Source organism: Tepidimonas sp. (assembly GCF_046292505.1).
GTDB lineage: Bacteria > Pseudomonadota > Gammaproteobacteria > Burkholderiales > Burkholderiaceae_C > Tepidimonas.
The window spans coordinates 1-19,900 of record NZ_JBKBQX010000027.1; the positions used below are offsets into that span (position 1 = coordinate 1).

Annotated in this window: 22 protein-coding genes; 13 read left to right on the plus strand and 9 right to left on the minus strand. The window is 71.4% G+C overall.

Annotated features, from left to right (window positions below; translation table 11 throughout):
- On the plus strand, positions 1 to 2,448 hold a 2,448-nt coding region (locus tag ACK4TH_RS09845), incomplete at its 5' end, for an Hpt domain-containing protein (protein ID WP_409625793.1).
- Here ACK4TH_RS09845 and ACK4TH_RS09850 read toward each other — a convergent pair.
- Genes ACK4TH_RS09850 through ACK4TH_RS09860 form a run of 3 tightly spaced genes read right to left on the minus strand, consistent with a single transcriptional unit; the run spans position 2,435 to position 4,601 of the window.
- The gene (locus ACK4TH_RS09850) at positions 2,435 to 3,934 is read right to left on the minus strand and encodes a cryptochrome/photolyase family protein (protein ID WP_409625796.1); all 1,500 of its coding nucleotides are present in this window, start codon (positions 3,932 to 3,934) and stop codon (positions 2,435 to 2,437) included. The genes ACK4TH_RS09845 and ACK4TH_RS09850 overlap by 14 nt on opposite strands.
- Positions 3,935 to 3,939: 5 nt before the next feature.
- Positions 3,940 to 4,368 (minus strand): putative toxin-antitoxin system toxin component, PIN family, encoded by a 429-nt coding sequence (locus ACK4TH_RS09855; RefSeq protein WP_409625799.1) that lies wholly within the window; start codon positions 4,366 to 4,368, stop codon positions 3,940 to 3,942.
- Positions 4,365 to 4,601 (minus strand): CopG family transcriptional regulator, encoded by a 237-nt coding sequence (locus tag ACK4TH_RS09860; protein WP_409625802.1) that lies wholly within the window; start codon positions 4,599 to 4,601, stop codon positions 4,365 to 4,367. Before ACK4TH_RS09860 ends, ACK4TH_RS09855 begins: the two co-directional genes overlap by 4 nt.
- A gap of 87 nt (positions 4,602 to 4,688) precedes the next feature.
- On the opposite strand from ACK4TH_RS09860, the gene ACK4TH_RS09865 reads away from it, so the two are divergent.
- The 9 genes from ACK4TH_RS09865 (at position 4,689) to ACK4TH_RS09905 (ending at position 11,364) form a co-directional block, all read left to right on the plus strand.
- The gene (locus ACK4TH_RS09865; protein WP_409625805.1) at positions 4,689 to 5,429 is read left to right on the plus strand and encodes a YqgE/AlgH family protein; all 741 of its coding nucleotides are present in this window, start codon (positions 4,689 to 4,691) and stop codon (positions 5,427 to 5,429) included.
- Entirely contained in the window at positions 5,426 to 5,836 is a 411-nt protein-coding gene (ruvX, locus tag ACK4TH_RS09870) for a Holliday junction resolvase RuvX (RefSeq protein WP_068606574.1), read from the plus strand. Before ACK4TH_RS09865 ends, ruvX begins: the two co-directional genes overlap by 4 nt.
- Positions 5,833 to 6,396 carry a bifunctional pyr operon transcriptional regulator/uracil phosphoribosyltransferase PyrR gene (pyrR, locus tag ACK4TH_RS09875; protein ID WP_409625808.1) on the plus strand — a complete coding sequence of 188 codons (564 nt, stop codon included), beginning with the start codon at positions 5,833 to 5,835 and terminating at the stop codon, positions 6,394 to 6,396. Before ruvX ends, pyrR begins: the two co-directional genes overlap by 4 nt.
- A gap of 17 nt (positions 6,397 to 6,413) precedes the next feature.
- Positions 6,414 to 7,367: an aspartate carbamoyltransferase catalytic subunit gene (locus ACK4TH_RS09880; RefSeq protein ID WP_409625811.1), complete on the plus strand. Its 954-nt coding sequence runs from the start codon at positions 6,414 to 6,416 to the stop codon at positions 7,365 to 7,367.
- Positions 7,364 to 8,695, plus strand: a complete 1,332-nt coding sequence (locus ACK4TH_RS09885) for a dihydroorotase (protein WP_409625814.1) — start codon at positions 7,364 to 7,366, stop codon at positions 8,693 to 8,695. The genes ACK4TH_RS09880 and ACK4TH_RS09885 overlap by 4 nt, the downstream gene beginning before the upstream one ends.
- On the plus strand, positions 8,670 to 9,479 hold the full coding sequence (locus ACK4TH_RS09890; protein WP_409625817.1) for a lysophospholipid acyltransferase family protein: 810 nt from the start codon (positions 8,670 to 8,672) through the stop codon (positions 9,477 to 9,479). Before ACK4TH_RS09885 ends, ACK4TH_RS09890 begins: the two co-directional genes overlap by 26 nt.
- 99 nt (positions 9,480 to 9,578) lie before the next feature.
- Entirely contained in the window at positions 9,579 to 10,178 is a 600-nt protein-coding gene (locus tag ACK4TH_RS09895) for a DUF2889 domain-containing protein (RefSeq protein WP_409625819.1), read from the plus strand.
- Between the two features lie 11 nt (positions 10,179 to 10,189).
- Complete coding sequence (locus ACK4TH_RS09900) at positions 10,190 to 10,915, plus strand: TerC family protein (RefSeq protein ID WP_409625822.1); 726 nt, start codon at positions 10,190 to 10,192, stop codon at positions 10,913 to 10,915.
- Between the two features lie 26 nt (positions 10,916 to 10,941).
- On the plus strand, positions 10,942 to 11,364 hold the full coding sequence (locus ACK4TH_RS09905) for a universal stress protein (protein WP_409625825.1): 423 nt from the start codon (positions 10,942 to 10,944) through the stop codon (positions 11,362 to 11,364).
- A gap of 16 nt (positions 11,365 to 11,380) precedes the next feature.
- On the opposite strand, the gene ACK4TH_RS09910 is transcribed toward ACK4TH_RS09905, so the two are convergent.
- The 4 genes from ACK4TH_RS09910 to ACK4TH_RS09925 are packed head-to-tail and all read right to left on the minus strand — an operon-like array spanning position 11,381 to position 16,121.
- Entirely contained in the window at positions 11,381 to 12,652 is a 1,272-nt protein-coding gene (locus ACK4TH_RS09910) for a M20/M25/M40 family metallo-hydrolase (protein ID WP_409625828.1), read from the minus strand.
- Positions 12,653 to 12,695: 43 nt separating this feature from the next.
- Entirely contained in the window at positions 12,696 to 14,474 is a 1,779-nt protein-coding gene (gene uraD, locus ACK4TH_RS09915; RefSeq protein WP_409625831.1) for a 2-oxo-4-hydroxy-4-carboxy-5-ureidoimidazoline decarboxylase, read from the minus strand.
- Positions 14,471 to 15,442 carry an allantoinase PuuE gene (puuE, locus tag ACK4TH_RS09920; protein WP_409625834.1) on the minus strand — a complete coding sequence of 324 codons (972 nt, stop codon included), beginning with the start codon at positions 15,440 to 15,442 and terminating at the stop codon, positions 14,471 to 14,473. The genes uraD and puuE overlap by 4 nt, the downstream gene beginning before the upstream one ends.
- 13 nt (positions 15,443 to 15,455) lie before the next feature.
- The gene (locus tag ACK4TH_RS09925; RefSeq protein ID WP_409625837.1) at positions 15,456 to 16,121 is read right to left on the minus strand and encodes a GntR family transcriptional regulator; all 666 of its coding nucleotides are present in this window, start codon (positions 16,119 to 16,121) and stop codon (positions 15,456 to 15,458) included.
- 73 nt (positions 16,122 to 16,194) lie between these two features.
- Between ACK4TH_RS09925 and uraH the strand changes: the two genes are divergently transcribed.
- The gene (uraH, locus tag ACK4TH_RS09930; protein ID WP_409625840.1) at positions 16,195 to 16,548 is read left to right on the plus strand and encodes a hydroxyisourate hydrolase; all 354 of its coding nucleotides are present in this window, start codon (positions 16,195 to 16,197) and stop codon (positions 16,546 to 16,548) included.
- On the opposite strand, the gene ACK4TH_RS09935 is transcribed toward uraH, so the two are convergent.
- Complete coding sequence (locus tag ACK4TH_RS09935; RefSeq protein ID WP_409625843.1) at positions 16,533 to 17,276, minus strand: hypothetical protein; 744 nt, start codon at positions 17,274 to 17,276, stop codon at positions 16,533 to 16,535. The genes uraH and ACK4TH_RS09935 overlap by 16 nt on opposite strands.
- 102 nt (positions 17,277 to 17,378) lie before the next feature.
- Between ACK4TH_RS09935 and xdhC the strand changes: the two genes are divergently transcribed.
- Entirely contained in the window at positions 17,379 to 18,215 is an 837-nt protein-coding gene (gene xdhC / locus ACK4TH_RS09940; RefSeq protein ID WP_409625846.1) for a xanthine dehydrogenase accessory protein XdhC, read from the plus strand.
- Positions 18,216 to 18,270: 55 nt separating this feature from the next.
- On the opposite strand, the gene ACK4TH_RS09945 is transcribed toward xdhC, so the two are convergent.
- Positions 18,271 to 19,029 (minus strand): haloacid dehalogenase type II, encoded by a 759-nt coding sequence (locus tag ACK4TH_RS09945; protein ID WP_409625849.1) that lies wholly within the window; start codon positions 19,027 to 19,029, stop codon positions 18,271 to 18,273.
- A gap of 85 nt (positions 19,030 to 19,114) precedes the next feature.
- Between ACK4TH_RS09945 and ACK4TH_RS09950 the strand changes: the two genes are divergently transcribed.
- Positions 19,115 to 19,891, plus strand: a complete 777-nt coding sequence (locus ACK4TH_RS09950; protein ID WP_068610602.1) for a gamma-glutamyl-gamma-aminobutyrate hydrolase family protein — start codon at positions 19,115 to 19,117, stop codon at positions 19,889 to 19,891.
- The last annotated feature ends 9 nt before the right edge of the window (positions 19,892 to 19,900 follow it).

The window sequence follows — 19,900 nt, forward strand, 5'->3', positions numbered from 1 at the left end:
CCATTACATCCTGCCAGCACACGGCCACGTGCTCGGCGATGCCCCGCGCGCCATCGAACGGCTGCTGGCCCACCGGCCGACGAGGCGCGTCGCCTCGCCGAGGTCGAAGCCGCGCTGCAGGGGGGCGAACCCAAGGAGGCGCGGCCCGCCCCCCCGCCCGAGCCGGCGTCGATCCGCATCGGCCCGCTGCTGCTGGATTCGGAGCTGTACCACGTCTTTTTGCAGGAGGCGGATGCGCATTCCCTGGCGCTGGAGCAGGCACTGGACGAGTGGGCCGACGGGGGAGATGGCGCTGGTGGCGCCGGTGGAGCCGCCGATGTGCGGGCCGCCGCCGAGCGGGCCCATGCGCTGGCCGGACAGGCCGCCACCATCGGGCATGCTCCGCTCGCCGCGCTCGCGCGCGCGCTGGAGGAGGCGCTGCTGCGCGTTGCCACCCGCCCTGCGCCGCCGGCGAACGATCGGGCCGTCGTGGCGCGTGCCTCCCGCGAGCTGCGCGGGCTGCTGCACCAACTGGCTGCGGGCTGCTACCGCGAACCCGCCGCCGAGACCTTGGCGGCTTTGGCCGAATGGCCGCCGGTGCCGATGGCGTCGGTCGCACCCGTTGCGCCCGTTATCGAGGCACCGCCGTCTCCATCATCGCTCGAACCCGTGCCGGGGCCGACCGCCGCCGCTTCGGCGGCCCCAGCCGTCCTCGACGACTTTCGGGCGGAAGCCGCCGACCTGCTGCCGCGCCTGTCGGCCGCGCTGGCCCGCTGGGCCGACCGCGGCGATGGCGACGCCCAGGCGGAGCTGCTGCGTTTGCTGCACACCGCCAAAGGCGGGGCGCGCCTGGCGGGTCTGGTGGCGCTGGCGGAGCAGGCGCACGCACTGGAAGCCCAGGTGCTGGCCGTGCCCGCCGCCGGCCCCGTGCCGCCGGCCCTGCGTCGGGCCCTGGACGCCTGGATGGTCGAGGCCGAGCAGGCCGGCCGCAGTGACGCGGCCGGATCCCCGCCAGTCGCCCCAGCCCCGTGTTCGCCGCTTTCCCCAATTTCCCCGCCTCCCGCGCCGGGGGAGCCCGATCCGGTGCTGCGCGTGCGGGCGGACCTGATCGAGCGGCTGCTCGCCGGTGTGACGGACCAACTGGCCAACCGCCAGCGGCTCGGCGGAGAGCTGGGGGCGCTGCGCCGCTCGCTGCGCGACATGGCCGCCAACGTCGAGCGGCTGCGCCAGCAATGGCGCGAGCTGCAGCGCCAGACCGAATCCCAGACGCCGGCCCGCGTCTCGGGCCCCGTGCCGGACGGCTTCGATGCCCTGGAGCTGGACCGCTACACCCGCGTGCAGGAGCTGACCCGTTTGTTGGCCGAATCCATCGACGACGTGGCCACCGTGCAGCACCAGATGCAGCGCGCGGTGGCCGCTGCCGAAGGGCATCTGGCCGCGCAGGAGCGCCAGGCCCGCGACGGACAGCGCGCGCTGCTGGAAGCCCGGCTCGTGCCCTTCGACAGCGTGGCCGAGCGCCTGGCTCGCAGTCTGCGGCAAGCCGCCGAGGCCCGCGGCCGCACCGTCGAGTGGCGCCTGGAGGGCGGTGCCGCGGTGCTGGACCGCGCTGTGCTCGAACGGCTGGTACCGGTGCTGGAGCACCTGCTGCGCAACGCGGTGGTGCACGGCATCGAGTCGCCCGAGGCGCGCGTCGCCGCGGGCAAGCCGCCCGCGGGGCGCATCGCCCTCGGGTTACAGGTGCAGGGGCAGGACCTGAGCCTGACGCTGACCGACGACGGCGCCGGGCTGGATCTGGAGGGCTTGCGCCGTCGCGCCGTAGCGGCCGGACTGCACCCGGCGGATGCGCCCTTCGCGCGCGACGACGCGGTGCGCTGTGCGCTGGCGCCGGGCATCAGCACTGCGGCCCAAGTGGATGAGTGGGCGGGGCGTGGCATCGGGCTGGATGCGGTGCGCAGCGAGCTGCTCGCCCTGGGGGGACGGATCGAGGGCTTCGAGCCCGCCGGGGGCGGGACCGGCTGGCATCTGGTGGTCCCGCTGACGACGGCGATCACCGCCGTGGTGCTGGTGCGGGTGGATGATCGGGTGATCGGTCTGCCCGTGCCTTGGGTGGAGGCGGTGCGCCGCGTCCGTGGCCCGGAGCTGACTGCGGCCGAGCTGGCCGGCCAGTGGCGCGAGGGGGCGGCGCTGATGCCCTTGTTCTGGCTGGGGGCGCTGCTGTTGTGCGACATCGAGATGCCTCGCATGGACGGCTTCGAGCTGGTGCGGGCCCTGCGCAACGATCCGCGCTGGACCGATCTGCCGGTGGTGATGGTCACCTCCCGGCTGGCGGACAAGCACCGCGCCCACGCCGAATCGCTGGGCGTCAACCACTACCTGGGCAAGCCCTATGCCGAGGACGAGTTGCTCGCGCTCGTCGCGGCCTATGCGCGGCTGGCGCCGCCGGGCGGTCGCGGGTTCAGCCCTTTCTGACCACGGCGTAGCGCTCCAGCGTGCGGGCGCGTGCCTCGGCATGGTCCACGATCGGCGTGGGATAGTCCCGCCCCAGCACCACCCCGGCGGCCTGCAGATCGGCCGGTTTGGCCAGCCAGGGCGCGTGCAGCGCCTCGGTGGGTAGCGCGGCCAGCTCGGGCAGGTAGCGGCGGATGAATTTGCCCTGCGGATCGAACTTCTGGCTCTGGTTGACCGGGTTGAAGATGCGAAAGTACGGCTGTGCGTCGCAGCCGCTGGAGGCCGCCCACTGCCAGCCGCCGTTGTTGGCCGCCAGATCGAAGTCGATCAGGTGATCCGCAAAGTACTGCTCGCCCCAGCGCCAGTCCAACCCCAGGTCCTTGGTCAAAAAGCTGGCCACCACCATGCGCAGGCGGTTGTGCATGTAGCCCGTGCGGTTGAGCTGGTGCATTGCCGCGTCCACCAGCGGGTAGCCGGTGCGGCCCTCGCGCCAGGCGGCGAACAGCGCCTCGGCGTGTTTGCCGCGCTCCCAGCGGATGGCGTCGTACTCCGGCTTGAAGGCGCGGCCTTCGCCGACCTGCGGAAAATTGGCCAGGATCTGGTGGTAGAAGTCGCGCCAGATCAGCTCGTACAGCCACGCGGTTGCGCCCGCCAGCCCCTGCCGGTGCAGCCCGTGGGCCAAGCCCGCCGCGGTCCGAATGCTCAGGGTCCCAAAGCGCAGATGCACGCTCAGGTAGCTGGGTCCCTTGACCGCCGGGAAATCGCGCGCCTGGTGGTAGTGCTCGATGCGGGTGGCGAAGTCCTCCAACAGCGCGCGGGCACCACGGCTGCCGGTACGCACCTTCAGCTCGCGCAGATTGGTGCGCGCAAAGCCCAGGCTTTCCAGCGGCGGCACGCCCGGCGGCAGATCGGTCGGGCAGGGTGCCAGCGCGTCGGCGTAGCGCTCCACCGGATAGGCCTTGAGCTGAAAGTTCGTCAGCGCCTTGAGCCACGCATTGCGGTACGGCGTGAACACCGTGAACGGCCGGCCGTTGCCGGTCAGCACCTCGTGCCGCTCGAAAACCACATGGTCCTTGAAGGTCTGCAGCACCGCCCCCCCGTGCGCCAGCGCGCCCAGCACCTGGGCATCGCGCGCGCGGGCATAGGGCTCGTCGTCGTGGTTGGCAAACACCGCCTGCGCGCCAAGCTGGGCCGCCAGACGCGGGATGACCTCGGCGGCCGCGCCGTGGCGCACGATCAGTCCCACCCCGTCCACCCCGTTGGAGCGCCCCAGGGCGCGCAGTTGCTCGTCCAGGTCGATCAGGCTCTCGTGGATGAACTCCACACGCCGGTCCGCCGTCAGACCACGCGCCAGCAGGGGCTGCAGAATCGCCGTGTCGAACACGAACACACACCACACCCGGCGACAGTGCTTGAGCGCATGGTAGAGCGCGGCGTTGTCCTCGGCCCGCAGGTCGCGGCGAAACCACATCAGGCCGGTGTCGTAGTGCTTGGGGGCGGTGGGCATGCCAGTCAGGGGTTGATCAGCGGCAGACAGTCAGCCGGGCTGAGGATGGTGCTGCCCGGGCGCGGGTGGACGTGCAGCAGCCGGTCCCCGGTGACCAGTGCCGCGGTGGGCTCCATCGCCAGCAAGGCCCACAAATGGGCATCCCCCGGGTCGGGTGTCGTATGCTGGCGGTCGTCCGGAGGGTCTCGCCACAGGGCGTTGGCGACGATCTCGGTCAAGATCGTGTCGATCTCGGCTTCGGTCAACCCATGGACTCGGCGCAGCTTGGGCCGCAGCAGGACGCACCGGTATTCGTCCAGCAGCGCGGGCGACAGCAAAAATGGCAGGCGCCCGGCCAGCATCGCATCCAGGATCTGGGCGGTCGGGCTGTTTCGATCCCCCGTGATCAGCCCCGCCGCCAAGACGTTGGTGTCGATGATGAAACACCGGCTCATGCGCCGCGGATTCGCCGGGTTTCCTCGACGGACAGCGCCATTGCGTCGGCCTCCGCCAGCCCCGCTCGCTGACGGGCCTGCGCCACCAAGGCGCGTGCGCTGTGCACCGGCTTGATGCCCCGCATCACCAGGCTTTCTTCGATGATTTTGTTGATGGAGCGCCCTTGACGAACGGCGGCCTCCTTGAGGGCCTGGTGCAGACCGTCGTCTAGCGTGATGGTCAGTCGGCTCATGGCGAATGCGGCGGTGGGGGAGCTGGCAATCTAGCACAGGCGCACCAAGTCACCAACACCGCCGAGGCCGGCCACTAAAATCGGCCCATGTCCGCAGACGACGCCCCCGTCAACTTGACGCATCACTTTTTGATCGCCATGCCCGGGCTGAATGACGAGCTGTTCGGCCACAGCGTGGTGTATGTGTGCGAGCACACGCCCAAGGGGGCGTTGGGGTTGATCGTCAACAAGCCCAGCGGCATCACGATCGACGATTTGTTCCAGCGGCTGGACCTGCCGCTGGGCCGCCCCGACTGGGCGGGGATGCCAGTGCTGCGGGGTGGGCCGCTGCAGACCGAGCGCGGCTTCGTGCTGCACGAGGACATGGGCGAGCCGCTGCCGCTGATGGTGGCGCAGCCGCCCCGCGCGGTCGCCGACGCCCCGGCACCGGCATCGGCCGTGCCGGCGTTGCTGCAGGCCGCGGGGGCCGTGCCTGAGGCCGATGCCCCGGCCTCCGCTGCGCAGGGGACTGCAGCGCCCAGCGGGCGCCCCACGGTCTACGCCTCGTCGCTCAAGGTGGCGGGCAGCGGGCTGGAGCTGACCACCTCGCGCGACGTGTTGGAAGCCGTCTCCGCCGGGGCGGGGCCGCGCCAGATTCTGATCACGCTGGGCTATGCCTCGTGGGGCGAGGGGCAGCTGGAGTCGGAGCTGGGCGACAACGCCTGGCTGACCGTGCCGGCCGATCCGGCCCTGCTGTTCGAGGTGCCGCTGGAGGAGCGCTACGAGCGCGCCATGGCCTTGCTGGGCGTGCAGCCGTGGATGCTGGCGCCGGGTGCGGGGCGGGCATGACCACCTGGGGCGCGGTGCCGGCAGGCGCGCAGACCTTTCTGGCCTTCGACTGGGGCGAGCGGCGGGTGGGCGTGGCCAGCGGCAACGCCATCACCCGCACGGCCACGCCGTTGCCCACGGTGCAGGCGCAGGGCGACGCCCGCTGGCAGCGCCTGGTGGCCGTCATCCGCGAGTGGCGGCCCGACGCCCTCGTGGTGGGGGTGCCCTGCCACCCGGACGGCACCCCGCACGAGCAGACGCAGCGCGCCCGGCGTTTCGCGCGGCAGTTGCACGGCCGCAGCGGTTTGCCGGTGGTGGAGGTGGACGAGCGCTACAGCAGCACCGAGGCGCACGCCCTGGGGGCCGACGATGCCGATGCGGGCGCGGCCTGCATCATCCTGGAGCAATTTTTGAGGAGCCTGCCATGACCGCCGATCCCGCCCCCGCCGCCGCGGGCGCCGCCGGTGTCCTGCCGTTAGACGCCGAGGCCCTGTATGCCGAGCTGCGCCGGGCCGTCCAGGCCCTGCTGGTCAGTGGGCCGCAGCCGACGCACTTGGTGGGCGTCGTCTCGGGCGGTGCGTGGCTGGCCGTCCGGTTGCACCGCGAGCTGGCCCTGCCCGGTGCGCCCGGCGTCATCGCCGCCACGCTGCACCGCGACGACTACGCCCAGCGCGGCCTGGCCCCGGCGGGCGCACAGACGCACCTGCCTTTCGAGGTCGAGGGGGCGCATGTGCTGCTGATCGACGACGTGCTCTACACCGGGCGCACCCTGCGCGCGGTGCTCAATGAACTGTTCGACTACGGTCGGCCAGCCAGCGTGCGGCTGGCGGTGCTGGTGGATCGCGGCGGACGCGAGTTGCCGGTGGCGGCCGACGCCGCGGCCGTGCGGCTGCCGCTGCCCGCGCACCAGTCCTTCGAGCTGGTGCAGGACGGCGACGGGCGTTTTGGCTTCGTGCTGCTGGACCGTGCCGCCCCCCGGCTGGGCTGAACCCCGGAATCCGTGCCATGAAAAACCCTCAACTCAATCGCCATGGCGAGCTGATCCACCTGCTGTCCACGGAGGGGCTGCCGCGCGCCATCCTGACCCAGATCCTGGACACGGCGGTGCAGTTCGTCAGCGTCAACGACCGCGAGGTCAAGAAGGTGCCGCTGCTGCGCGGCAAGAGCGTGTTCAACCTGTTCTTCGAGAACAGCACGCGCACCCGCACGACCTTCGAGATCGCCGCCACGCGCCTGTCGGCCGACGTGTTCAACCTGGACATCGCGCGCTCCTCCACCGCCAAGGGCGAGACGTTGCTGGACACCATCGCCAACCTGTCGGCGATGGCGGCGGATATCTTCGTCGTGCGCCACAGCGAGTCCGGCGCCCCGTACCTGATCGCGCAGCACGTCGCGCCCCATGTGCACGTCATCAACGCCGGCGACGGCCGCCACGCGCACCCGACGCAGGGGCTGCTCGACATGTACACCATTCGGCACTACAAAAAGGACTTTACCCAGCTCTCGGTGGCCATCGTGGGCGACGTGCTGCACTCGCGCGTGGCGCGCTCGGACATCCACGCGCTGACGACGCTGGGCTGCCCGGACGTGCGGGTGGTGGGCCCGCGCACGCTGGTGCCCAGCGACCTGTCGCACCTGGGCGTGCGCGTGTGCCATTCGCTGGAGGAGGGCATCCGCGACTGCGACGTGGTGATCGCCCTGCGGTTGCAGAACGAGCGCATGAGCGGTGCGCTGCTGCCCTCCAGCCAAGAGTTTCACCAAAGCTTTGGCCTGACGCCGGAGCGGTTGCGCTGGGCCAAGCCGGACGCCATCGTCATGCACCCCGGCCCTGTCAACCGCGGGGTGGAGATCGACTCCAGCGTCGTGGACGGCGCGCAGAGCGTGGTGCTGCCGCAGGTGACGTTTGGCATTGCGGTGCGCATGGCGGTCATGGGCATCATCGCGGGGAACGAGGCATGAAGATACTCATCCGACAGGGCCGGGTCATCGACCCCGCCAGCGGCACCGACCGCGTGGCCGATGTCGCCATCGCCGCGGGCCGCATCATCGGCATCGGCAGCGCGCCAGCCGACTTCGCGCCCAACCGCGTGATCGCCGCCAGCGGCTGCTGGGTGCTGCCGGGGCTGGTCGATCTGAGCGTGCGCCTGCGCGAGCCGGGCCAGGAACACGCCGGCATGCTGGAGAGCGAGACCGCCGCGGCCGTCGCGGGTGGCGTCACCAGCCTGGTCTGCCCGCCCGACACCGACCCCGTGCTGGACGAGCCAGGCCTGGTGGACATGCTCAAGGCGCGCGCCGAAAAGCTGCACCGCGCGCGCTTGTTCCCTCTGGGCGCATTGACGCGCGGGCTGCAGGGCGAGGTGCTCGCCGAGATGGTGCAGCTCACCGAGCGGGGCTGCGTGGGTTTTGGTCAGGCGGACCGGCCGATCGTCAACACCCAGGTGCTGCAGCGCGCCTTCCAGTACGCGGCCACCTTTGGCTACGCGCTGTGGCTGCGGCCCGAGGAGCCGTGGCTGTCCAAAGGCGTGATGGCCAGCGGGCCGCTGGCGACGCGTCTGGGCCTGTCCGGCGTGCCGGCGGCGTCGGAGGTGATTGCGCTGCACACGCTGTTCGAACTGCTGCGCGGGGTAGCCGCCGCTGCGGGGGCGGCCGCGGCGACGCCGTCCGTGCGCTTGCATGTGTGCCGGCTGAGTACCGCGGCTGGCGTGGCCCTGGTGCGCCAGGCCAAGGCCGAAGGCCTGCCCGTGACCGCCGACGTCAGCGTGCACAACCTGCTGCTCACCGACACCGACATCGGCTACTACGACACCCGGCTGCGCCTGCAGCCGCCGGTGCGCCAGCAGCGCGACCGCGACGCCCTGCGCCAGGCGCTGGCCGACGGCACCATCGATGCGCTGGTGTCGGACCACAACCCCGTTTCGGCCGATGCCAAGGCGGTGCCGTTTGCCGAGGCCGAACCCGGCGCCACCGCCGTGGAGCTGCTGGCGGGCCTGGCCCTCAAGTGGGCCGAGCAGGATGGCGTGCCGGCGGCCCGTGCCGCCGAGGTGCTGACGGCCGGGCCGGCGCGCGTGCTGGGTGCGCGGCTGGGGACCTTGCAGGCCAGCGTCGGCCGCCTGGCCGTGGGTGGCGTGGCCGATGTGTGCGTGCTGGATCCGGCGGCCACCTGGCGCGTGGACCCCGCCCGGCTGCGCAGCCAGGGCCGCCACACGCCGTTCGAGGGCCACGCGCTGCCCGCGAGCGTGCGGGCCACGCTGGTCGGCGGGCATGTCGCCTTCGATGCCGAGGCCTGAGCCGGGCCCGGCGCGGCGCTGCCGCGGGGTGCGCGCGCTGTGGCGCGGCGCCCAGCTGCTCGCGCACGTGGTCGGAGGACTGTGGACGGTCTGGCGGTATTTTCCGCAATGGGACGAGGCCACCCGTGCCGCCCGCATCCAGGCGTGGTCCGCGCGCGCGCTGGCCATTCTGGGCGTGGCGCTGCGGGTGGACGGCGCGCCGCCCGCCCGCGGCCCGCTGTTGGTCGTGGCCAATCATGTGTCGTGGTTGGACATCCTGGCCATCGACGCGGCCCGGCCGTGCCGCTTCGTCTCCAAGGCCGACGTGCGCCATTGGCCCCTGCTGGGCCGGCTGGTCGCGGGGGCCGGCACGCTCTTCATCGAGCGCGACCGCAAGCGCGACGCCCTGCGGGTGGTGCACCACCTGGCCGAGCGGCTGCAGGCGGGCGATGTGCTGGCCGTGTTTCCGGAGGGCACCACCAGCGATGGCCGCTCCGTGCTGCCCTTTCACGCCAACCTGCTGCAGGCGGCGGTGGCCACGGGCGCCCCGGTCCAACCCCTGGGCTTGGCCTACCGGCCCGCGGGGGCGGTGGCCGATGCCCTGGCCCGCCACGACGCCCCGGTGTACGTGGGCGATGCGACGCTGCTCGCCTCCGTCTGGCGCGTGCTCACCGCCACCGATCTGGCCGTCCACCTGCATTGGGGCGTGCCCCAAACGGCGGACGGGCGCGACCGCCGCACCTGGGCGGCCGATTTGCGCGACGACGTCGCCGTGCTGGCGGGACTGCCGCCGCCGGCCGACTGACCCGCGTCACCCAACCGACAGCGCCCCCGTCGCGCGTTTCGTGACAATCGGGGGACAATCGCGCTTTCACCCGTTTGGGTACCCGAAGGAGCCGTCACCTTGCCACTGCCACCGCCTGCCGCCCGCCAGCCCATGCACACCCGCCGCGCCGAGTTCCGCGGTTACCGGCGCGATGACGGTCTGTGGGACATCGAGGCGGAGCTGACCGACGTCAAGCCCTACGGTTTCGAAATCGAGGGCGAAGGTGCCTGGTTGCCTGGCCAGCCCATCCACCACATGCACCTGCGCGTGACGCTGGACGACGCATGGACCATCCACGACATCGCCGTCGCCATGGATGCCCATCCGCACGCGCCGTGTCCGCAGACCATGGCGCCCCTGCGCGGCCTCATCGGTGAGCGTATGGGGCGCGGCTGGCGCAAGATCATCGAACAGCGCCTGGGGGGCGAGCGCGGTTGCACCCATCTGCGCGACTTGCTGGTGCAACTGGCCACGGCCGCCTTCCAGACGCGGGCGCCGGACGCCTTTGCGCCAGGGGACGACGGGCGCCCCCCGCCGCACCTGGGCACGTGCCTGACCTGGGCGTTCGACAGTCCGGTCGTGCAGCGGCGCTATCCTCTGTTCTACCGCCCAGCCGCCTCTGCCGTGGCGGATGTGCCCCCGTCTGCGACCGTGTCCGAGCGGTCGCCTTCCCCCTGAGCAATGCCGTCATGGACTACTTCAGTTTTGCGTTTCTGGTTGCGGTTCTCCAGATCATCGCCATCGACATTTTGCTGGGGGGCGACAACGCGGTGGTGATCGCCCTGGCCTGCCGCAAACTGCCGCCACAACAGCGCAACCGCGGGATCCTGTGGGGCGTCGCCGGCGCCATCCTGTTGCGCATCGTGCTGATCTTTTTTGCCCTGCAGCTGCTCGCACTGCCCTTCCTCAAAATCGTCGGTGCCTTGCTGCTTCTGTGGATCGGCATCAAGCTGTTGCAGCCCGAAGACGAAGGACACGAAAACATCGAAGGCGCCACCACCTTGCTCGGCGCCATCAAGACCATCGTCATCGCCGATGCGGTGATGAGCCTGGACAATGTCATCGCGGTTGCCGGAGCCGCGAAAGGTGAGATGACGCTGGTGGTGTTGGGGATCCTGATCAGCATTCCGATCATCGTCTGGGGTAGCCAGTTCGTGCTGCGGCTGATGGATCGATTCCCCATCGTAATCTCCCTGGGTGCCGGGCTGCTGGGATGGATTGGCGGGGGTATGCTGGTCACCGATGTGGTGCTCAAGCCCTATCTGGAAGGCATGCCGGGCTGGTTGCACTACGTGACGTCGGTGGCAGGGGCTGGGTTGGTGGTCGCGGTGGGATCGTGGCTCGCCCGGCGTCAATCTCGTGCCCCTCAACCCCTGGTCGACCTGGCGCAGTCGCCCCACGACGACCAGCGCTGACGGCCTGCCGTCCAAGGAGTGACACCGTGAGCAAAATACTGTTTCCCATCGACGGCTCCGAGCACGCCGAGCGCGCGCTCGTTCAGTGGTTGCGCGATCATCCCCAACCGGAGGGGGCGGAGTTGCACCTCATCAATGTGCAACTGCCCGTGGACGGCAACGTCCGCTCCTTTGTCAGCCTCGAAAATCTGCAGGACTATTACCGCGCAGAGGCGCTGGCGGCGCTGGCTGGCGCTCGCCAGCGGCTGGACGAAGCCGGGATACCCTACCGCTACCACATTTTGGTCGGCCACCCCGCCGATGTGATCTGCCGCTTTGCCGAAGCGAACGGCATCGACGAGATCGTGATGGGCACCCACGGCCGCACCGGCCTGCTGGAACTCGTGATGGGATCGGTTGCGTCCGAGGTGCGTGAGAAAGCCAAGGCCCAGGTGACTTTGGTGCGCTGACGCGGCGCTGGGGCGCTCAGCCGCTCAGCAGGTCGGCCAGCGCCCGCGCCACCACCCGGGTGGCGCGCCGCAGGTCCTCCAGCACCAGGTGCTCGTCGGCCCGTTTGGCGTTGGATTCGCGCACCGTGCGCGGCCCCGCGCCATAGATCACGCCGGGGATGTCACGCTCCACATACAGCCGCACATCGGTGTAGAGCGGCGTGCCGACGGCGGGGATGGCCTCGCCCAGCACGGCCTGCGCATGGCGCTGCAGCGCCTGCACCAGCGGGCGGGCACCGGGCAGCGGGCGCATGGCGCGGGCCAGCAGCAGCCGGCGCACCGTCACCGTCAACGCCCGGCCGCCCCGCGGGGGCGCAAAACCGGCGGCCGCCTGCGCGATCGTGTGGCGCAGCGCGGCTTCCACCTCGGCCGGGTCTTCCTCCGGGATCATGCGGCGGTCCAGCTTGAACACCACCTTGCCGGGCACGACATTGGTGTTGGTGCCCCCTTCGATGCGGCCGATGTTCAAGTACGGGTGGGTGATGCCCTCCACCCCCGAGCGCACCGCCAAGTACTCGGCATTGAGCCGATAGAGCGCCTGCAGAATGTGCACGGCACCCTGTAGCGCGTCCGTGCCGGTGTCGGGGATGGCGGCGTGCGCCATCTCGCCCTCCACGGTGACTTCGAGCTGCAGGCAGCCGTTGTGTGCGGTGACCACCTGGTAGCTGAAGCCGGCGGCCATCATCAGGTCGGGGTGCGTCAGGCCGCGCTCCAGCAGCCAGCCAGGTCCCAGCTCGCCGCCAAACTCCTCGTCGTAGGTGAAGTGCAGCTCCACCGTGCCGCGCCTCGGGCGGGCGGCGGCCTCCAGCGCCCGCACCGCATAGACGTAGGTGGCGAAGTCGCTTTTGCTCACCGCCGCCGCGCGGCCGTACAGCTTGCCGTCCACGATCTCGCCGCCGTAGGGGTCGTGCGTCCAGCCATCACCCGGGGGGACCACGTCGCCGTGGGCGTTGAGCGCGATCACCGGGTGGCGCGCCGCCTCGCCGTCGCCGTAGGGCCGGCGCACGATCAGGTTGGTGATCGAGGTCAGCCCCGCGGCCTGGACTGCCTCGGCCGGCACTGGGTGGCGCTCCACCGCCCAGCCCAGGCCTTCCAGCGCTGCGGCGGTCACTTCGGCGTGGCGGGCATTGTCGCCGGGCGGGGTGTCGGTGGGTACCCGCACCAGCGTTTGCAAAAAGCGCACCTGCTCGTCAAAGTGCGCGTCGATCCAGGCGTCCAGCGCAGCGTGGTCCACGGGGCAGCGGGTCATGGCAGTGGGGTGGCAAAGCGAGAGGGAGGGAGGGCGAGGGCGGTCAGGCCAACTCGGCCGCCAGATCGCGCAGCAGGCGCGCAAAGGCCTGCACCGCCAGCTCGATGTCGTCGCTGGTGGTGGACTCCAGCGGGTTGTGGCTGATGCCGCCGTTTTCCCCGCGCACGAACAGCATGGCCTGGGGCAGACGGCGGTGCAGCATCATCGCGTCGTGGCCGGCGCCACTGGGCAGGTGGTGCAGGGGCAGGCCCAGGGCGGCGACGGCACGCTCCCAGCGGGCTTGCCAGTCGGGGTGGCTGGGGGCGGCGCTGGCGCGCAGCGTCTCGCGCAGCGTCAGCGCCAGGCCGCGCTGCGCGGCGATTGCATGGGCGGCCTCCAGCACGGCCCGCGCCAGGGCGTCGCGGGCGGCGTCCGTGGGGGCGCGCAGGTCCAGGCTGAAGCGGCACCGCCCCGGCACCACGTTGATCGAGCCCGCGGGCACCTCCAAGATGCCCACCGTGCCGACCGTGCCCGGGTGCTGGCGCGCCAGCCGTTCCACGGCCAGGGTCAGCTCGGCGGCGCCCGCCGCGGCGTCGCGCCGCTGCGTCATCGGGGTGGTGCCGGCGTGGCAGGCCACGCCGGTGTATTCGCCCAGCCAGCGCACGCTGCCGTTGATGCCGGTGACGATGCCCAGCGGCCGGTTGGCCTCCGACAGCACCGGCCCCTGCTCGATGTGGACTTCCACGAAGCCCAGGTAGCGTGCCGGGTCGCGCGCGCAGGCGGCGATGGCGGCCTGGGTGCCGGGCAGGCCCGCGCGGCGCATGGCCTCGGCCATCGGGATGCCGTCCGCATCCGTCAGGTCCAACCAGGCGGGGTCGAACGCACCCACCAGCGGGGCCGAGCCCAGAAAAGTGGCCGGGTAGCGCTGGCCTTCCTCTTCGGCAAAGGCCACCACCTCGATGCCGAAGGGCAGGCGCTCGCCGCGCGCGTGCAGCGCGTGTACCGCTGCCAGGGGCACCGCAATGCCCAGCCGGCCGTCGTGGGGGCCGGCGTGGCGCACCGTGTCGTAATGGCTGCCGGTCAATAACCACGGGGCATCGGGCCGCTGCCCGGCGTAGCGCCCCACCACATTGCCCACGGCGTCGGTGTCCACCGTGTCGCAGCCCGCCGCCCGCATCCACGCCACGATGTCCGCCGCGCAGGCGCGGTGCGCCGCGCTCAGGTAGGTCACGGTCAGGTGTTTAGGGTGTTCGCTGTGGCGTGCCAGGGCCGCCAGTTGGTCCCACACCGCATGGCCGGCGGTGGGCTCCCAGCCCAGCTTGTCGTGCAGGCGGATTTCCGCGATGCGGTGGATCTGCCGCAGGCACTCGCGCCGCTCGTCGTCCGGGTGTGCATGCAGCCGGCGCTCGAAGGCGGCGATGATCTGCGCGCGCGACAACCCCCGGCCGCGCGGTCCGCGCACCGCCAGAATGAACGGCCAGCCAAAGCGGGCCCGGTACTCGGCGTTGAGCCGTTGCAGCGAGGCGTATTCCTCGGGCGTGCAGTGCGTCAGACCGGCGCGGCTTTGCTCATCGGTGGATTCGGCGGTCAGCGTGCCGGCCACCATGGCCTTGCCGGCCAGCTCCGGGTGGGCGCGGATGAGCGCCAATTGCGCCTGCACATCGGCCCGGTCCACGACGTCGGCGCAGGCGGCGATCAGGGCTGCGGGGGTGGCGAACGGACGGCGCGCCAGCGCCGCGCGCACGATCCACGGCGAATGCTCGTACAGCCCATCCAGCCGCGCGCACGCCTCGTCCACCGGGGCGACATTCAGGGCATCGAGCGCGGGGATGCCGGTCGTCATGCCGTGCCCTCCGAAGCGGTCGGATAGGGGTGGGTGTCGCGCCAGTGGCGGGCGATGTCCACCCGCCGCGCCACCCAAACGTGCGAATGCCGCTGCACATGGTCCAAAAAGCGTTGCAGCGCTCCGATGCGGCCCGGGCGCCCAAGCAGCCGGCAGTGCATGCCAATGCTCATCATCTGCGGGCGATCCAGCCCGTCCGGATCGCCCTCGGCATACAGCGCGTCGAAGGTGTCGCGCAAATAGTGGAAGAACGGATCGGCGTGCGAGTAGCCCTGCGGCAGCGAAAACCGCATGTCGTTGCAGTCCAGCGTGTACGGCACCACTAAGTGTGGCACCACGGTGCCGTCGCTGCGGCGCACGCGCATCCAGAACGGCAGGTCGTCGCCGTAGTAGTCGCTGTCGTACAGAAAGCCGCCGTGGTCCACCACCAGCCGCCGCGTGTTCGGGCTGTCGCGCCCCGTGTACCAGCCCAGCGGGGGCTCGCCGGTCAGGGCGGTCTGGATGGCCACCGCCTGCGCCAGGTGGGCGCGCTCGGTGGCCTCGTCCACCTGCTGGTAGTGGATCCACTTGAGGCCGTGGCAGGCGATTTCGTGGCCGGCGGCCCGGCAGGCGGCCGCCACCTCGGGGTGGCGCTGCAGTGCGCTGGCCACGCCAAATACGGTCAGCGGCAGACCGCGGGATTCGAACTCGCGCAGAATGCGCCAGACCCCCACGCGCGAGCCGTACTCGTAGATGCTTTCCATGCTCAGGTGGCGGTCGGGGTAGGCGGTCGGCGCGAACATTTCGGACAAAAACGTCTCGCTGGCCGCGTCGCCGTGCAGCACGCAGTTCTCGCCGCCTTCTTCGTAATTCAGGACGAATTGCACCGCGATGCGCGCACCCCCCGGCCAGCGCGCGTGCGGGGGGCGGCGGCCGTAGCCGATCAGGTCGCGCGGATAGGGGGCGGTGCTGTCGTACACGGTGGACATGGGGCGGGCGGCGTCAGGTCAGCGCCAGCGCCAAATCGGCGCTGGGCCGGGGGTGGTCGAACGACAGGCCGGCCACCACGTGTTCCAGGTGTTCGGCCATCAGGCGCGCGGCGCGCTCGCCGTCGCCCGCGGCCAGTGCGTCTACGATGGCCACATGCTCGTCGCTGGAGTGGCGGGCGGCCGGGTCGTTTTGGTACATCAGCGTGATGAGGGCGCTGCGCGAAAGCAGCTCGCCCAGTATTTCCGCCAGGACCCGATTGCCCGACAGTTCGGCCAGCCGCAGGTGGAAGTCGCCCAGCAACTGGTTGCGGCCTGTGACGTCGTGCCGGGCGATGGCGGCTTGCTCGGTCCGCAGATGCTGGCGCAGGGTGTGCAGTTCGGCCGCGCCGAGGTGTCCGGCCAGCCCGCGCACCAGGTCCACCTCCAGCGTGCGGCGCACCGCCAGCAGTTGGCGCGCCTCGTCCGCCGAGGGGGCGGCGACGAAGGCACCCCGCGCCGGCTCCAGCCGCACCAGGCGGTTTTGCGCCAACTGGTGCAGGGCCTGCCGCACCAGTGTGCGCGAGACGCCAAAGTGCGCCGCCAGGCGCAGCTCGGGCAGTTTGGTGCCGGGCAGCAGCCGGTGCTCGACGATGGCGCGCGTCAGCGCATCGACGATGTCGCGGGTGCTGGTGTGGGCCATGGGTGCATCATAGCCACAAAGGCCGCAATCTGTATACACTTTGGTGCACAAGACACCCCGATCTGGAGGCGCCATGGGCCTGAGCACGCACGTCCTCGACACCATGCACGGCTGCCCGGCCGCTGGTATGGCGGTTTCCCTCTTGGCCACGGGCGCGGGCGAGCCCCGGCTGATCAAGCGCGTCGTGCTCAACGCCGATGGGCGCAACCCGGACGGTCCGCTGCTCGCGACGGGCGAGTTGAACGCCGGCACCTACCGGCTGGTGTTCGAGGTGGCGGACTACTTTCGGTTCCGCCGGGTCGCACTGCCGCAGCCGCCGTTTCTGGACCGCGTGGCGCTGGATTTCGGGGTGGCCGATCCGCAGGCGCACTACCACGTGCCCCTGCTGGTCAGCCCCTGGAGCTATTCCACCTACCGCGGCAGTTGAGCGGGTGGGGCCGCCGCGTCCTCGCCTTGGGCGACGCGGGTGGCGGTGCTGCTTGCTGGCACCTTGCGTGCTGCCGTCGCGGGCGCCCGGCGCGATTGGGCCGCCGGGCGGCCGGCCGCGGGGCTTGTGGTGGCTTTGGTCGCCCGTGCCGGTGCCGGGGGCATACGGTCGAGCTGGCCTTCGGTCAGCGTATCGAGCTGGAAGGTGCCGCTCTTGTCCCACAGCCAGCTGTCGGTGTAGCTGACCCCGCCCAGCCGCTGGGGGGCGGGGAAGGGGGCCGCCGCCCGCACCAGCCGTTCGATCTCGGCCTTGACGTGGGGCACATGGTCCGGCGCGCGCATCCATTCGAAGCGGCGCAGCTCGCCGCGCGGGCCGATATCCAGTCGCATCACGCCCACGGCCTGGATCAGCGGGGGCAGCTTGCCACGAAACACCCGGTCGCCGTAGTGCTCGTACAGATGCTGGGCGCCGTCGCGGCGGTAGTCGCGCTCGTTCGTCGCGAGCGAGACCTTGCCCGTGAACGGGGGCTCTGGGGCCGGCACGGGTGCCGGGGGCGGCAGGGCGACGGTCGCCGGTGGGGCGGGGGCCTCGGCCTGGGGCGGCGGGGGGGTGGCACAGCCGGCCAGCACCGCGGTCACCAGTGCCACCCCACCCCAGACGCGCAGCCGGTCATGCGCGTCGGGTCGTCGGGGCGCGGGCGGCAGGGGCGAATCGAACGTCAAAGCCATCGGAGCGTAGGGACGGCGACGCGAGCGCTCCGTCCCGTGGTTGAAGCTCGGCGGATTGTGCGCCAATGGCCCGGGCCTTTCAACCCCGGCGATACTGGCGCCATGAATGACGGCATGGACGGATGGCAGTTGCGCGGGGGCGATCTGGACGGCGCGCTGGCGGCTCTGGCGGACGGGCCCGGGACGCTGGTGGTGGTCGAGCGCGGCGAGGGTTCGGTGCCGCGCGAGGCCGGCGCCTGGATGCTCGTGACCGCTGGGGACGTGGTGGGTACCATCGGCGGCGGGCAACTGGAGTGGCAGGCCATCCAACATGCCCGGGCCCGGCTGGACGGCGGGGGCGATGCGCCGGGCGAACGGCTGCGCTATCCGCTGGGGCCTCGCCTGGGACAGTGCTGCGGGGGCGTGGTGCATGTGCGGCTGCGGCGTGTCACGGCGGCCGACGCGGCCACGCTACGCCAGTCCTGGACGGCAGCGCGCCTGCCCGTGGCGCTGTTCGGTGGCGGCCATGTCGGGCGCGCCATCGAGCGGGCGCTGCGGCCGCTGCCCTTCGCGCTGACCTGGATCGACAGCCGCGATGGCGTCTTCCCGCAAGACCTGCCGCCCGCCGTGGTGGCCGAGCATTCCGACCCCGTGGAGCGAGCCGTACACGGTCTGGCCCCGCACAGCCGGGTGCTGATCATGAGCTTCAGCCATGCGGAGGACCTGGCCATCGTAGACGCCTGTCTGCAGCGGCTGCGCACGCGCGACGATCTGGCCTTCGTGGGGCTGATCGGCAGCCGCACCAAGTGGGCCGCGTTTCAGAACCGTCTGCGGGCGCGGGGGCACGACGATGCGGTGCTGTCGCGCATCACCTGCCCCATCGGCATCCCCGGTCTGATGGGCAAGGAGCCGGAGGTGATCGCCGCCTCGGTCGCCGCCCAACTGTTGATGACGCGCTGAGCCGGCGGCTGCCCATCCGCATGGCTTGGCCCCCATCCGCACCGATCGGCGCCCGTCAGCACGCGCCCGGGCCGTCCCCAGGCCCCAGCCGCTCGGCCAGCTCGGACAGACTGCTCACTTCCACATCCACGGGTACGGTCGCGCGGCGCTCGCCCCGGCCGGGGCCATGTTCGTCCGGGCGGGCGACGAAAGCGGTGCGCAGCCCCGCCTGGGCGGCAGCGGCCAAATCGTCCGAATGTGCCGCCACCATCATGACGGACCGGGGGGGCAGGTCCAGGGCCTCCACCGCCGCGCGGTACACACCGGGCTTGGGCTTGTAGTCCCGCGCCAGTTCGGCGCCCAGGATGGCGTCCCACACCCAGCCGTTGTGCCGCGCCAGATGCACCATCAGCGCGATGTGGCCGTTGGAGCAGGGCGCCAGCAGCACCCGCGGCCGCAGGGCGCGCAGGCCGGCGGTGACGTCGGGCCAGGCGTCCAGTCGGTGCCACGCCCGGTTCAGGTGTGCGCGTGTGGCTTCATCCACCCGGTGCGCCAGCCCCCACGCGGCCAGCACGGCGTCCAGGTTCAGGCGGTGCAAATCGTCCAGCTTGCAGTACGGCAGGGCGCCCTCGCGCACGCGCGCCATGGCGGGCTGATATTGCGCCCGCCAGGCGTCGGCGAAGGCCAGCCAGTCGGCCTCGATGCCCAGCGGCGCCAGTGCCTGACGCGCCTCCCGCGCGATGGAGGTGCGCCAGTCGACCAGCGTGCCAAAGACATCGAACACGAGGGCGCGCACGTCGCGCAGCGGGTGGGGCGCAGGGGCGATCGGGGGCATGGGGCAGCGAAGTGGCGGGACCCGGGGGCGGGTGCTATGATGGGCCTACTGTAGCGCGAGTTCGTGGCGCCAGTAGCGGTATCTCATGTTCGGTCGCCGTCGCCCTGTCCACATCGGGTTGTCCGCCCGCATCCACCACCCCGAGGCCGGGGCCGCCGGTTTGCGCACCAAGACCCTGCAGGTGCTGGAGCAGTCCGTGGCGCAATGGGCGGCCTCGCGCGACACGTTGGTGCTGATGATCCCCTCGGTGCTGCAAGACGGCGCGTTGCAGCGCAGCAGCATCCGGGTGCGCGACTACGCCGATTACCTGGATGGCCTGATCCTGCAAGGCGGTGCCGACGTCAGTCCGCGCGCCTATGGCGAAGAGCCGCTCAAGCCCGAGTGGGCCGGCGACCCGGTGCGCGACGCCTACGAGCTGGAGCTGGTGCACGAATTCCTCGAGGCGGGCAAGCCCATCCTGGGCATCTGCCGCGGCATGCAGTTGATCAACGTGGCCTTTGGCGGCAGCCTGCTGCAGGACATACCGACCCTCGTGCCCGGTGCCATCGCCCACGAAACCCCGCACTACGACCGCCACCGCCACCCGGTGACGCTGGCCCCCGGCGGGCGACTGGAGCAATGGAACGGCCGGCTGCCCGGCCGCCAGGTTGCCTCCATCCACCACCAGGCCGTCAAGCGGCTGGGGCGCGACTTGGTGGTGGAGGCCACGGCGCCGGATGGGGTCATCGAGGCCCTGCGCTACCAGGGTCGGGGCTTTGTCTTTGGGGTGCAGTGGCACCCGGAATTCCACGTCCCGGGGGATGACGAGCAACTCGATCCCACCCCCATGTTGGACGCCTTTCTGGAGGCGGCGCGGCGCTGAACCGCGCGC

Excerpts from the sequence above, each read along its gene's own strand:
- ACK4TH_RS09850 (WP_409625796.1), bottom strand. The coding sequence starts at position 3,934 with ATGCCCACCGCCCCCAAGCACTACGACACCGGCCTGATGTGGTTTCGC.
- ACK4TH_RS09855 (WP_409625799.1), bottom strand. The coding sequence starts at position 4,368 with ATGAGCCGGTGTTTCATCATCGACACCAACGTCTTGGCGGCGGGGCTG.
- ACK4TH_RS09860 (WP_409625802.1), bottom strand. The coding sequence starts at position 4,601 with ATGAGCCGACTGACCATCACGCTAGACGACGGTCTGCACCAGGCCCTC.
- ACK4TH_RS09865 (WP_409625805.1), top strand. The coding sequence starts at position 4,689 with ATGTCCGCAGACGACGCCCCCGTCAACTTGACGCATCACTTTTTGATC.
- ruvX (WP_068606574.1), top strand. The coding sequence starts at position 5,426 with ATGACCACCTGGGGCGCGGTGCCGGCAGGCGCGCAGACCTTTCTGGCC.
- pyrR (WP_409625808.1), top strand. The coding sequence starts at position 5,833 with ATGACCGCCGATCCCGCCCCCGCCGCCGCGGGCGCCGCCGGTGTCCTG.
- ACK4TH_RS09880 (WP_409625811.1), top strand. The coding sequence starts at position 6,414 with ATGAAAAACCCTCAACTCAATCGCCATGGCGAGCTGATCCACCTGCTG.
- ACK4TH_RS09885 (WP_409625814.1), top strand. The coding sequence starts at position 7,364 with ATGAAGATACTCATCCGACAGGGCCGGGTCATCGACCCCGCCAGCGGC.
- ACK4TH_RS09890 (WP_409625817.1), top strand. The coding sequence starts at position 8,670 with ATGTCGCCTTCGATGCCGAGGCCTGAGCCGGGCCCGGCGCGGCGCTGC.
- ACK4TH_RS09900 (WP_409625822.1), top strand. The coding sequence starts at position 10,190 with ATGGACTACTTCAGTTTTGCGTTTCTGGTTGCGGTTCTCCAGATCATC.
- ACK4TH_RS09910 (WP_409625828.1), bottom strand. The coding sequence starts at position 12,652 with ATGACCCGCTGCCCCGTGGACCACGCTGCGCTGGACGCCTGGATCGAC.
- uraD (WP_409625831.1), bottom strand. The coding sequence starts at position 14,474 with ATGACGACCGGCATCCCCGCGCTCGATGCCCTGAATGTCGCCCCGGTG.
- puuE (WP_409625834.1), bottom strand. The coding sequence starts at position 15,442 with ATGTCCACCGTGTACGACAGCACCGCCCCCTATCCGCGCGACCTGATC.
- ACK4TH_RS09925 (WP_409625837.1), bottom strand. The coding sequence starts at position 16,121 with ATGGCCCACACCAGCACCCGCGACATCGTCGATGCGCTGACGCGCGCC.
- uraH (WP_409625840.1), top strand. The coding sequence starts at position 16,195 with ATGGGCCTGAGCACGCACGTCCTCGACACCATGCACGGCTGCCCGGCC.
- ACK4TH_RS09935 (WP_409625843.1), bottom strand. The coding sequence starts at position 17,276 with ATGGCTTTGACGTTCGATTCGCCCCTGCCGCCCGCGCCCCGACGACCC.
- xdhC (WP_409625846.1), top strand. The coding sequence starts at position 17,379 with ATGAATGACGGCATGGACGGATGGCAGTTGCGCGGGGGCGATCTGGAC.
- ACK4TH_RS09945 (WP_409625849.1), bottom strand. The coding sequence starts at position 19,029 with ATGCCCCCGATCGCCCCTGCGCCCCACCCGCTGCGCGACGTGCGCGCC.
- ACK4TH_RS09950 (WP_068610602.1), top strand. The coding sequence starts at position 19,115 with ATGTTCGGTCGCCGTCGCCCTGTCCACATCGGGTTGTCCGCCCGCATC.